16 protein-coding genes are annotated in these 11,873 nt (G+C 57.0%); 11 read left to right on the plus strand and 5 right to left on the minus strand.

What is annotated here, in order from left to right:
* Positions 1–36 precede the first annotated feature (36 nt).
* On the plus strand, positions 37–843 hold the full coding sequence (locus tag AC5S16_RS03195) for a MerR family transcriptional regulator (protein ID WP_493928561.1): 807 nt from the start codon (positions 37–39) through the stop codon (positions 841–843).
* Between the two features lie 82 nt (positions 844–925).
* Positions 926–1,504, plus strand: a complete 579-nt coding sequence (gene recR / locus AC5S16_RS03200) for a recombination mediator RecR (RefSeq protein WP_493928562.1) — start codon at positions 926–928, stop codon at positions 1,502–1,504.
* Positions 1,505–1,536: 32 nt separating this feature from the next.
* Here recR and thiS read toward each other — a convergent pair whose 3' ends face one another.
* From thiS to AC5S16_RS03225, 5 genes are all read right to left on the minus strand, one after another.
* Positions 1,537–1,752: a sulfur carrier protein ThiS gene (thiS, locus tag AC5S16_RS03205; protein ID WP_493928563.1), complete on the minus strand. Its 216-nt coding sequence runs from the start codon at positions 1,750–1,752 to the stop codon at positions 1,537–1,539.
* Between the two features lie 142 nt (positions 1,753–1,894).
* Positions 1,895–2,818: an aminoglycoside phosphotransferase family protein gene (locus tag AC5S16_RS03210; protein WP_493928564.1), complete on the minus strand. Its 924-nt coding sequence runs from the start codon at positions 2,816–2,818 to the stop codon at positions 1,895–1,897.
* A 139-nt stretch (positions 2,819–2,957) separates the two neighbouring features.
* Positions 2,958–3,524 carry a hypothetical protein gene (locus AC5S16_RS03215; RefSeq protein WP_493928565.1) on the minus strand — a complete coding sequence of 189 codons (567 nt, stop codon included), beginning with the start codon at positions 3,522–3,524 and terminating at the stop codon, positions 2,958–2,960.
* 84 nt (positions 3,525–3,608) lie between these two features.
* Positions 3,609–4,184: a TetR/AcrR family transcriptional regulator gene (locus AC5S16_RS03220; RefSeq protein WP_493928566.1), complete on the minus strand. Its 576-nt coding sequence runs from the start codon at positions 4,182–4,184 to the stop codon at positions 3,609–3,611.
* A 41-nt stretch (positions 4,185–4,225) separates the two neighbouring features.
* A complete protein-coding gene (locus tag AC5S16_RS03225) occupies positions 4,226–4,444 on the minus strand; it encodes a hypothetical protein (protein ID WP_493928567.1) in 219 nt (72 codons plus the stop codon).
* 222 nt (positions 4,445–4,666) lie between these two features.
* Here AC5S16_RS03225 and AC5S16_RS03230 point away from each other — a divergent pair, with 222 nt between their 5' ends.
* The 9 genes from AC5S16_RS03230 (at position 4,667) to nuoG (ending at position 11,867) form a co-directional block, all read left to right on the plus strand.
* A complete protein-coding gene (locus AC5S16_RS03230) occupies positions 4,667–5,074 on the plus strand; it encodes an NADH-quinone oxidoreductase subunit A (protein ID WP_493928568.1) in 408 nt (135 codons plus the stop codon).
* A gap of 55 nt (positions 5,075–5,129) precedes the next feature.
* Positions 5,130–5,624: an NADH-quinone oxidoreductase subunit C gene (locus tag AC5S16_RS03235; RefSeq protein WP_493928569.1), complete on the plus strand. Its 495-nt coding sequence runs from the start codon at positions 5,130–5,132 to the stop codon at positions 5,622–5,624.
* 86 nt (positions 5,625–5,710) lie between these two features.
* Positions 5,711–6,865, plus strand: a complete 1,155-nt coding sequence (gene nuoD / locus AC5S16_RS03240) for an NADH dehydrogenase (quinone) subunit D (RefSeq protein WP_493928646.1) — start codon at positions 5,711–5,713, stop codon at positions 6,863–6,865.
* The gene (locus AC5S16_RS03245; RefSeq protein WP_493928570.1) at positions 6,862–7,230 is read left to right on the plus strand and encodes a hypothetical protein; all 369 of its coding nucleotides are present in this window, start codon (positions 6,862–6,864) and stop codon (positions 7,228–7,230) included. Before nuoD ends, AC5S16_RS03245 begins: the two co-directional genes overlap by 4 nt.
* 37 nt (positions 7,231–7,267) lie before the next feature.
* Positions 7,268–7,774: an NADH-quinone oxidoreductase subunit NuoE family protein gene (locus tag AC5S16_RS03250; RefSeq protein ID WP_493928571.1), complete on the plus strand. Its 507-nt coding sequence runs from the start codon at positions 7,268–7,270 to the stop codon at positions 7,772–7,774.
* A 2-nt stretch (positions 7,775–7,776) separates the two neighbouring features.
* The gene (gene nuoF, locus AC5S16_RS03255) at positions 7,777–9,084 is read left to right on the plus strand and encodes an NADH-quinone oxidoreductase subunit NuoF (RefSeq protein WP_493928572.1); all 1,308 of its coding nucleotides are present in this window, start codon (positions 7,777–7,779) and stop codon (positions 9,082–9,084) included.
* Complete coding sequence (locus AC5S16_RS03260) at positions 9,081–9,272, plus strand: type II toxin-antitoxin system HicA family toxin (RefSeq protein WP_493928573.1); 192 nt, start codon at positions 9,081–9,083, stop codon at positions 9,270–9,272. Before nuoF ends, AC5S16_RS03260 begins: the two co-directional genes overlap by 4 nt.
* Positions 9,269–9,487: a type II toxin-antitoxin system HicB family antitoxin gene (locus AC5S16_RS03265; RefSeq protein WP_493928574.1), complete on the plus strand. Its 219-nt coding sequence runs from the start codon at positions 9,269–9,271 to the stop codon at positions 9,485–9,487. The genes AC5S16_RS03260 and AC5S16_RS03265 overlap by 4 nt, the downstream gene beginning before the upstream one ends.
* A 31-nt stretch (positions 9,488–9,518) precedes the next feature.
* Positions 9,519–11,867: an NADH-quinone oxidoreductase subunit NuoG gene (gene nuoG, locus AC5S16_RS03270; protein WP_493928575.1), complete on the plus strand. Its 2,349-nt coding sequence runs from the start codon at positions 9,519–9,521 to the stop codon at positions 11,865–11,867.
* Positions 11,868–11,873 lie beyond the last annotated feature (6 nt).

Below are 11,873 nucleotides of genomic sequence, written 5' to 3' on the forward strand. Positions count from 1 at the left end.
TGACTCTCCAGTAGCTGGAGACCTTACAACTGACTCGTGTTCAAGATCGGTGAGTTTTCCGCACTTACGCGCATTTCGGTCAAGACGCTCCGGTATTACGACGAGACCGGGCTCCTGAAGCCCGCGCATGTCGACAACTGGACCGGATATCGCTACTACTCGGCCCGGCAATTGCCGCGCCTGCACAGAATCCTGGCGTTGAAGGACCTTGGATTCTCGCTGGAGCAGATCGGCAAAGCGCTCGAAACTGATCTTTCTGTGCAGGAATTGCGCGGCATGGTCATGCTGCGTCGTGCAGAGCAGGAAAGCCGGGTGCGCGAAGAACAGGACCGGCTCACTCGATTGGAGACACTGATTAAATTCATTGAACAGGAGTCAGTCATGAGCGCAGATGTCGTCATCAAGGAAACTTCCCCACAGTGGGTCGTGTCCGTCCGCGAAGTGATCGCTAACTATCCGGCAATCGGTGCCCTCTACCCCAGGGTTGTCAGTCAGGTGGGTAATCCCGCAGAGCTGGGATTGTCCGTAGCCATCTGGCATGATCCCGATTTCAAGGAAAAAGATGTGGATGGCGAGGCGGGCTTTTTCCTGAAGCAGCCTCTCGCCGCGCATGGAACGGCGCAGATGTATCAGCTTCCCGGCGCCACCGTGGCGAGCTATATGCATCATGGATCATTCCAGCGTCTGCCGGAGGCATACCAGAATATTCTGCGCTGGGTGGAAGCGAACCATTACCGCGTGGCTGGAACATTTCGCGAGCTGTATCTTGAGATATCGATGCCCGTAACTCAGGACAATGAAACATATGTGACGGAGATCCAGGTTCCAATAGAAAAGGCATAGTTAAATAAGTATTGGCGACGCAAGGCGCGTGTCCCCGTGCGGGAAACACTGAGGTATTGATTTGTCACGATTTGCAGAACCTATGGCGCAGCTCATCGAGGAGCTGCGCAAACTCCCCGGAATCGGCTCAAAGAATGCGCAACGCCTGGCATTTCACATCCTGCGCTCAGACAACACAGATGCGGAAGCGCTCGCCGACGCCATCCGCAACCTGAAGGCCAAGTTGCAGCTTTGCTCCATCTGCAACAACATTACCGATGTGGATCCGTGCGTGTACTGCTCAAGCCCCACGCGCAATCAGCGGCTGGTATGCGTCGTTGAGGAGCCGACCAACATCGCTACCGTCGAAAAAACGCGCAGCTACAACGGCGTCTATCATGTGCTGCATGGCACGCTCTCTCCGCTGCACGGCGTAGGCCCGGAGCATCTGCGTACAGGCAATCTCCTCTCCCGTGTCCGGAGCGGCGATGTCGATGAAGTCATCCTCGCCACCTCACCCACCGTCGAAGGCGAAGCCACGGCTGGTTATCTGGCGGACATTCTCCACCCCACCCATGTGCGCGTCACCCGCATTGCCACAGGAGTTCCCGCCGGCAGCGATATCGAATACGCCGATGAAGTAACGATGTCCCGCGCACTCGAAGGCCGCCGCGAAGTTTAATTACTTGTTCAGAACAAAAGCTGTCCCGCGTCTTAAGAGAGTCCGCCGCCCACGAAGTGCACAATTTCAAGCTTGTCGCCTGACCGGAGCGCCGCCGACTCCCACGTTGAGCGGGGAACGATTTCGCCGTTCTGCTCAATGGCGACACGATCAATTTTCAGGCCGAGTTGCATGATAAGGTCAGAGATTTTTGCATCGCCAGCAAGCTCAGGGAAATCCTTCTGCTGGCCATTAATAACGAGCTGCATGATTCGAGAGTAGCAGGAGCGTGCCCGAAAAACAGGTTCGTACTCCTTCAACATGCCTTTGTGGACTATGAGATTTGTCATCTTCGATAAGTACATCGCCCTGAAGACAACAGTAGAGGCTTACAGCGCCTTCGGTATTTAGCTACGAGACTTTATTCTCTTGTCTGTATTCGGATAAGAGGTCATCGATTATGCGATGTAGTTTGACGCGAACACCTTGGCTTCCGCGTCGTCGGCCTGTTAGTACGGACAATTGCAGGACAGATTTCCAAAGCGCCCAACCACGGGCCCGAACCCACATGTCGTGAGTCGCGCCGATCGTTGAACGGAAGACATCACGGCTCTCGCCTTCAAAGAATGTCCAGGCGATAACCAAGTCACAAGCTGGATCACCAACTGCACTGCATCCGAAGTCAATCACGGCTTTTAAATGCCCGTTGGCAACCAGCAAATTGCTCGGCGCAAAATCACCATGAATCCAACAGCCAGCTGCGTCGAAGGGAGACATCATAGCAGCTTCCCACACAGCTCTCGCGGTCCCTCCGTCCAGTTCATTCTTCAGTTGCTCTACGCATTCGCGAGTTTCTGAATCGTACACCTGCAGCGAACCGCCTCGAAAAAAGTTGTCTTTGCCTGGAAGAGGACCTGCATCGGTGGAGATTCGTTGCAGCGAAAGCAGAAACTCCGCTAACTCGGCGGCAAAAGACTTTAGATCCGGGACATTTTCAGACGAAGCTACTTCACCATTGATCCAGGTCTCGATGGCCCACGGGAACGGGTAGTCATCGGTGGGTCTTCCAACTGCGACAGGAACTGGAACCTGTACCTTTAGAGAGGCCGCCAGGTACGGAAGCCAGCGATGTTCTTTTTGGACTTGCGGAGCATATCGGTCTGCTGTTGGGAATCTGACTTTCATCTGATCGCCGAGCCGATAAGTGACGTTGTCCCACCCATTCATTTGGACTGACTGCAGGGCAAGATCGCGCCATTGCGGAAATTGCAAATCGATTAACCGGCGGACAAGCGATCGCTTGATGAGCAATCGATCATCTATAGCGTAGCTCATGTGTCATTCTGTGCATCTTGACCATTCTCAATTGATGATAAATCGCCAAGTCACTCATTGATTCGACAATTGCGCCCGGGAAGCTGGCTTGTCGGGACCTGGACTTTGCCTTATTGATTCATCCACGGGCGCGAACTGCTCAACTACGGGTCGCTGTCTGGAAAGAAGCACGTTTGCGGCTTAGCAAGATGCCGCCGATCAGAAAATATATGGCGCCGAACACGGCGTATCCGCCCAGATCCTTGATGTGAAACTTGCCACTCAATCCGCCGAGCACAAAGCCTACGCCTGCGGCTGTAGACTGCGCACCACTCAGAATCATCGCCCACTGACCGCCCAGGCGCTGCCTGCGCAGGATGCCCACTGCAAGTTGAAGTAGCCCGGCGACAAGCGCCCAGCCGCCGAAAATCACTACCGCATATTGGGGATGGGAATATCCGGTAAGCCCGATTCCTACAGCCGTTACTGTTCCCACTATCGCGTTCACATATTGCGTCTTTGTAGAGCCTGATTCTGTAGAGGTTTTCAAGTCATACAGAGTGCAAGCGACGTCCCAAAGAGGGTACAAAATCAGAAGGCTGGCGCCGAGAGTTGGATTCTTCACGGCGGTGCCAATCACAGCAACTGCCCAAATCATCTGAACGATGGTGCGAGTGAAGTAGAGGTTGCGCAGGCTTCGTGCTGCCTGCAAGGTTTGAGTCGTCATGTCGATCTCCTATCTTCTAGTTGGTAGGTAAATTGCGAAAAGAAAACTATGCGAGACATCCAGCCTGGAACTCATCCGTATCTGCTATCTGGTCAGAAGCCGTCGCATTACATTGGCGGTAATCTGCTTGAATAGAATGCTTGAACTGTTTACCCGCGCGGAGATCATCGCACCATGGACTGCGGCCATGAGTAACTCCGCTTCTACCTCTGCGGTTCCCTGGAGCTTGATCAACTTCTGCTTCACACCGTCCTTCAATGTTTTTTCAATCCATTGACGGAGGCAGGTGAAGTGTTTCCCCACCTCGGCCTGAACTTCCTCAGGCAGGCTTGGCAGTTCAGCGCCGAGCAGAGCCGCAATGCAAAACGGCTCCGTCATGCTGCGGATGCAGGCTTCCCAATAGTCGACATACTTCTTCAACCGATCTATGGGGATGGAGACGTGCTCGTCTAATGCGGTATAAGCCTCCTGCATGCGAAGCCTATGTCGCTCCAATACCGCAACGACAAGCGCTGTCTTTGTCGGAAAGTGGTGATGGATGCTCGCTTTCCGAATCTGAATCGCTTCCGCGATGTCGGCATAACTGAAGGCGGAGAATCCTCGTTCCACCAGCAATCGATGGGCTACATCCATGATCCGTTCCGCAGTGTCACCGCTCATACATCCATGAGACTACCTACTAGTAGGTTTGGTTACAAATATTATCTGAACAAATGCCAAAGCCCCCACGCACCCAGGCCCACTAATCCCAGAACCAGATAGCCCAGCACAACAAAGGCAAGTCCGCGCATACATCCAAGCCCGTCGTCAGCAGGCGCAGCGGACCGCTCTGCCCTTGTCTCCTTGGGAAACGGGACGTCGTCGATACTCCGTACAGTTGCCTGCCGTAAAGAACGAAGAGGATGCCCGAGAGTGCTCATAGTATTTCCCTTCCCTCAGGGCACTCTATCGGCATTCCAAGGTTCGCACTTCAGAGAAATGCCAATCCGCGATGGCTTCTGTTTCGTTTTGGTGCAGTGATTCCAGAATGAATTCCGAATCACACAGTGATGGGAATTCAAGGGATCAGAATTTAAGGAAATGCACTCCGTTCCTTGACGACTGTAGCAATCAGAAACTACTCTCAGAAGAGAGGCTTTTCGATGCAAGGCACACACTACTACTGGAACTATCTGCCGCTGCTTCTACAGATTCTGGCCGCGTCGGCTCTGGCAGTCGGCATGGTGTCTGCGTCGTGGCTCATCGGCCGCCGCCGCAACACCAAGGCCAAGCTCGATGCGTATGAGTGTGGCGTTCCAGTGGAAGGCGATGCCCGCGGACGCTTCTCCGTAGGCTTCTACATGGTAGCCATGCTCTTCATCCTCTTCGATGTGGAAGCAGTCTTCATGCTGCCGTGGGCAGTCATCTATCGCGAGCTGCCGCAGATTTCGGGCTCGCGCCTCTTTGGCTTCTGGGAGATGCTGGTATATCTTGGCTTCGTGCTGGTCGGCTTCTTCTATATCTGGAAAAAAGGCATTCTCGACTGGTCTGCGGATAAAGGCGATCTCTAGCCTGTTCGACCGTCGGTTAACGGAACTTTTTCTTTAGCTGCAAAGTAAGGATCGAATGGACTCAGCTGTTCTAGGGAAAGATGCCGTGCTTGCGGCCCTGCCGGAAAACCGCGCGCTCCCTTCACTTCTGGCGTGGAACGCGGAAGCTGTTCTTGACGCCGCATACGACCGCAAGGAACTGACCATCACCATCGCCCGCGACCAGATTCGCGGCGCCTGTCAGGCCGTCAAGCAAGCCGGATACAATTTCCTTGAAGATGTGACCTGCGTCGACTGGTATCCCGGCGAGCCGCGCTTTCAGGTGACTTATCACATCCTGTCTCATTCGCTCAAAGAGCGCGTCCGGCTCATCTCTCCGGTCGAAAGCATGGATCCCACCATCGACAGCATCACTCCCGTCTGGCCTTCAGCCAATTACTACGAGCGCGAGGTGTGGGACCTCTTCGGCATCCGTTTCCACGGACACCCCGAGCTGCGCCGTATCATGATGCCGGAAGAGTGGGACGGCCACCCGCTACGCAAGGACTACCCTGTGGAGGGCTACCGCTGATGCCGAAAGCCCCTGAACTCGCGCAATTCGTCGAAACCACAACGCTGATCAAAGCGCGCCCCGAGGAAGGCTCCAAGGACCGCACCATGGTCCTCAACATGGGCCCGCAGCACCCCTCGACCCACGGCGTCCTCCGCCTCGTAATCGAGATTGACGGCGAGACCGTCCTCAAGGTCGTCCCCGACATTGGTTACCTGCACACCGGCATCGAGAAAACCTGCGAGGCCAAGTTCTACCAGCAGGTGGTTCCGATGACCGACCGCATCGACTATCTCTGTCCGATGACCAACAACCTGACCTACTGCCTGGCGGTCGAAAAACTGCTCCAGCTTGAAATTCCCGACCGCGCGCAGTGGATGCGCGTGCTCCTGAATGAGCTGACGCGCCTCAATTCGCATCTCGTATGGCTGGGCACGCACGCCATGGACATCGGCGCGCTCACCGTCTTCCTTTACTGCTTCCGCGAACGCGAAGAGATACTGCGCATCTTCGAGCACGTCTCCGGCCAGCGCATGATGACCTCCTACTTCCGCGTAGGCGGACTCGCGCTCGAGCCGCCGCTCGATTTCTTTGATCGTGTGCGCAAGCTCATGAAAGTCATGCCGGAGAAGATCGACGAGTACGAGAACCTCCTCACTGGAAATCCGATCTTCTTCAATCGCCTCAAGGGTGTAGGCCATCTGAGCGCCGAAGACGCGATTGCCCTGGGCGTGACCGGACCGCCGCTTCGCGCTTCCGGCGTCGACTGGGACCTGCGGCGCGACATGCCCTATTCGAGCTACGAAAAGTTCCAGTTCAACGTCCCTGTCTCGAATGACTGCGACGTGTGGGCGCGCTATGTAGTTCGCATCCAGGAAATGCGCGAGTCGGTCAAGATCATCAATCAGGCGCTCGCCGGAATGCCCGAAGGACGCATCACCGCCGACGCTCCCAAAGTCGTCCTGCCCGACCGCGAGAAGATGAAGACCCAGATGGAGTCGCTCATCTACCACTTCAAGATTGTGACCGAGGGCTTCACGGTTCCCGCGGGCCAGGTCTACCAGGGCGTCGAATCGCCGCGCGGCGAGATGGGCTATTACGTCGTCAGCGACGGCACAGCCAAACCATACCGCGTGCACATGCGCAATCCGTCGTTCGCAACGCTGCAGGCTCTGCAGACCATGTGCGCAGGCCGCCTGATCGCCGACGTAGTCGCAGTGATCGGCTCCATCGATATCGTGCTGGGGGAGATTGACCGGTGACGGAAGCAGTGTCCGATCAACGGCTTTTCCAGGAGCTTTGGATTTCTTTTGTTTCACTGGTGCGCTCGTATGTAGCAGCGCATGATCTGGGCAGGCCGGTTGGCCATGTATTAGTGGACGAAGGCGCGGAAGGGCGGTTGACAGTCCGCACAGAGAAGAAGATTCTTGCCATTGACTTCGATCCGCTCTCCGGCAAAGGCGAGTGGGGCCTGTATGAGGATGATCCCGGCCCGGAACGGCTGCTCGATAAAGGCGGATTCAATTTCATCGCCGACAGCACTGTGAACTTCAGTGACCGGCGCGGCGCAGTGGAACTCGAGATTGCCGCGGAAGCTTTTACGGCCAAGGTTTTTGACGAAGAATAAGGCGAAGGTAACGCCAAGAGAAGTTTTGAGGGTTTAGATGAGCACTCCTGCAACCATTTTTTCACCGGAACTCGCGGCACGCTTCGACCGCCTGGTGACGCTCTATCCGGTGCGGCGCTCCGCGCTGATTCCCATGCTGCTTTATGCGCAAGATGAGGTCGGATACATCTCCGACGAAGTCGTAGCGGAGATCGCCCGGCGCCTCGGCATCACCGAACTCGATGTGCGCAACGTGCTCAGCTACTACTCCATGCTGCGCACCAAACCCGCAGGCAAGTACAACGTGCAGGTCTGCACCAACATCTCCTGCATGCTGCGCGGCGGATACGAACTCCTCGACCACTGCAAAAAGAAGCTCGGCATCGGCCACAAGGAAGTCACCTCCGACGGCCAGTTCTCTCTCGAAGAAGTCGAATGTATCGGCGCCTGTTGCTGGGCCCCGGCCGTGCAGGTCAACTACGACTTCTATGACGAGCTGACTCCGGAAAAAATGGACCAGGTCATCGAAGACTACAAAGCAGGCCGTGGAAAGGAGACCAGGTAAGCATGCCAAGGCTCGTCTCCCACCCCGATGAAGTCAGAGTCATCTCCCGCCGCTTTGGACAGGGCGCGGAAAACATCGACAAATATCTTGAGCTCGACGGTTACAAGGCCACACAGTTTGCCATTGAAAAAGGCACGGACTGGATCATCGCCGAAATGAAGGCCAGCGGTCTTCGCGGGCGAGGTGGCGCTGGCTTCCCTACCGGAATGAAGTGGTCCTTCGTTCCCAAGCAATCCGAGCGGCCCAAGTATGTCCTTGTCAACGGCGACGAGAGCGAGCCGGGAACCTGCAAGGATCACTTGATCTTTCTCCACGATCCTCATGCAGTCATTGAAGGTACCATCATTGCCGGACTCGCCATCGGCGCCAAGATGGGCTTCATCTACCTGCGCGGCGAGTACCGCTATTTGCTCAAGATCATGGAGAAGGCTGTCGCGGATGCCTACGCCAAAGGCTTTCTCGGCAAGAATATCTTCGGTAAGGGCATCGACTTCGACGTAGTCACCCAGACCGGCGCAGGCGCTTACGAAGTAGGCGAAGAATCGGCGCTCATGGAGTCGCTCGAAGGCAAGCGTGGAGTGCCACGCATCAAGCCGCCCTTCCCCGCCGTCGTCGGACTCTACGGCGGCCCGACGGTCATCAACAACGCTGAGACCATCGCCAGTGTGCCCCATATTCTGCTCATGGGCGGCGAGCCTTATGCCAAGATCGGCTCGGAGCGCAACGGCGGAACGCGCCTCTTCGGAATCAGCGGACACGTCGAGCGCCCCGGTGTTTACGAGCTGCCGATGGGCTACAACCTCAAGAAGGCAATTTACGAAGTCGCCGGAGGTGTTCGCGGTGGGCACGGCCTCAAGGCAGTTGTCCCCGGCGGATCTTCAACCCCGGTCCTGACACCCGAAGAGATCGACGTAGGCCTCGACTTCGACCAGATGGGCAAGGCAGGAACTATGCTCGGCTCGGGCGGTATCGTAGTCATCGACGACCAGACCTGCATCGTCGAATTTGCCCTGCGCACCATCGCTTTCTATCAGCATGAGAGCTGCGGCTGGTGCATCCCCTGCCGCGAAGGCACGGACTGGCTCAAGAAGACCATCGGCCGCGTGCACGCCGGCGGCGGAGTCGACAAGGATCTCGACAACATCCGCTACCTCGCCGAAAACATGCTGGGCCGCACCTTCTGCCCGCTCGGCGACGCAGCAGCCATGCCGACTATTGGATTCATCAAGAAGTACCGTCAGGAGTTTGAAGACCACCTGAACGGCAAGCCCTGCCCATACGCAAAGCACGAAGAGCTAGTGAGTGCGTGAAGTATCGGGACTTTATACGTATGATCGAGAAAGATGGCTGGGTACACGTCAGAACAACAGGTAGCCATAAGCACTTTCATCATCCTGTAAAACCGGGAACAGTAACCGTAGCAGGGCAGGCAAATGATGACATTCCCAAAGGCACTCTCAACAGCATGTTGAAGCAAGCAGGACTGAAGCAGAAATGAAATATTTAGTGATTTACGAAAAATCATCGACAGGCTATGGCGCTTATGTACCAGACCTGCCTGGCTTGGGAGTCGTAGGAAAAACGATGGAAGAAACAAAGCGCCTTATAAGGGAAGGGATTGAAGCGCACATTCACGTAATGCGTGAACACGGGGAAGTAGTTCCGGAGCCATCTTCCGTTGCTGAAGAAGTTGATATCCCTCTTTCCGCTTAACTATAAGCGCTCATGAAGAATAGGCATATAAATGGCTGACGTAACGTTCACAGTCGATGGCAAGAAGCTGACCGCGCCCGCCGGGACGCTGCTGATTGATGCCTGCAAGGCGGCGGGCATTGAAATCCCCGCCTTCTGCTACTACCCCGGGCTCTCGCTGCAGGCGGCCTGCCGCATGTGCGTCGTGCGCATTGAAAAAATGCCCAAGCTGCAGACGGCCTGCACCACTACCGTCGCCGAAGGCATGGTCGTCCAGACCGAGACCGACGAGATCAAGCAGGCGCGCAAAGCGACCATCGAACTGCTCCTCGGCAACCATCCGCTTGACTGCCCCGTATGCGATGCCGGCGGCGAGTGCGAGCTCCAGGACATGACCTTCAAGTACGGCGCTGCCGAATCGAAATACGTCGAGATCAAGCAGCACCGCGAAGAGCAGCAGTGGTCGCCGGTCGTCTTCTTCGACCGTCCGCGCTGCATCCTCTGTTACCGCTGCGTCCGCGTCTGCGGCGAAGGCATGGACGTCTGGGCCCTCGGCATCCAGAACCGCGGCGTCAGCGCCGTCATTGCTCCCAACAGCCAGGATCACCTGAACTGCGAGCAGTGCGGCATGTGCATCGACCTCTGCCCCGTCGGCGCGCTCACTTCCGGCACCTACCGCTACAAGACCCGTCCGTGGGAGATGAACCACGTCGCCACCGTCTGCACGCACTGCGGCGATGGCTGCAAGACCACGCTCGGCGTGCGCCGCGTCAATGACGGCATGGAGATCGTTCGCGGCGACAATCGCGACAAGAGCGGCATCAACGGCGACTTCCTCTGCATCAAGGGCCGCTACGCCTTCGACTTCGCCAACCGCGCCGACCGCCTGACGAAACCGCTCGTCCGCCAGCCCGATGGCAAGTTCGCCGAAGTGAGCTGGGACCACGCCATTGATTTCGCCGCGAAGAAGCTGCATGAGGTCCGCGAGCAGCGCGGCGGCCAGTCGATCGGCGTCATCGGCTCGAACCGCACCACAAACGAAGAATCCTACCTGCTGCAGAAGTTCGCGCGCTCTGTGCTCGGCACAAACAATATTGATCACCACCGCACTGCAGACTATGTTTCCTTCGCCGCGGCGCTCGCCGGCAAGCCCGGCCGCACGGCATCCCTGCGCGATACCGAAAAGGCTCCGGCCATTCTGCTCCTCGGCAACGATCCTACCGAGCAGCATCCGGCGCTCGCATGGAACCTGCGTACCAACGTCCGCCTGAACCGCGCGCGCGTCTACATCGCCAATCACGCTGAGATCAAGCTGCGCCGTCAGGCAAAAGCATTCCTCGAGATTCCGCAGGATGGCTACGCCTCCCTGGTTCAATATCTGGCAGGAAACGACTCGGCTATCGCCGCAAACGAACAGACCGCCGCCTTCCGCGACGCCATCCGCAAGGAAGAGTCGCTCATCATCGTCTTCGGCTCCGAGTACCGCGGACGCGACATTCAGGCCCTTGTAGACTTTGGCCTCACCCTGCCGAACACGAAGTTTGCTCTGCTGGGCGACTATGCCAACTCATGCGGCGCAGCGGACATGGGCCTCCTGCCCGATTACCTGCCGGGCTACGTTCCCGTCACCGGAGCAGCGCACTTCACCGAAGAATACGGCGCGGCTCTGCCCCAGGCCGCAGGCCTCGACCTGCTCCAGATGTTCGACGCCGCGCAGGGTGGCAACCTCGCAGCCCTTTACGTCGTCGGCTCCAACCCAGTCGCGCGTTACGGAGTCGATCCGGCAGCGCTCAAGAACACCTTCCTTGTCGTGCAGGATATGTTCCTGACCGAAACTGCCCAGCTGGCCGACGTGGTCTTCCCGGCTGCCAACCTTTATGAGAAGGCAGGAACCGTCACCAATACTTACGGAGACATTCAGCTGGTCAAGAAGGCTGCCGACAAAGCTGGAGTCCGCGCAGACTTCGAACTGATCGTGCGTCTGGCCGACCGCATGGGAGCTGATCCGAAAAAGCTTGTTCCCTTCGGACGGGGCGTCTTCGCCGATATGGGCCAGTCGCGCGGAGCGCAGTCCGGCGAAGCAGACCGCCACGCAGTATGGCTGGCAGCGAATCATCTTGAACCGAAGCTGAGCCCGTTCGATCCCTTTGCAACTCTCGATGAGATTCAGCGGCTCGTTCCGGCCTACAATATCTCGCGTCTGGAGCTGATTGCCGGCAGCGATCAGCATGAAAAGTCAGAGCTGGTGCAGATTGAACCTGCTCCGCAGCGCCGTGACCTGGTTCTGCCCGCTGAAGACACGCTCTTTACGTCAGGAACGCTGGGCCGTTACAGCGACATGCTGAAGTCGGTTATCGAATCACACACAACGCCAAAGCCGGTAGAAACCGCAGCCGATTAGATATTA

It is taken from the genome of Acidobacterium sp. FHG110202_01, assembly GCF_059115305.1.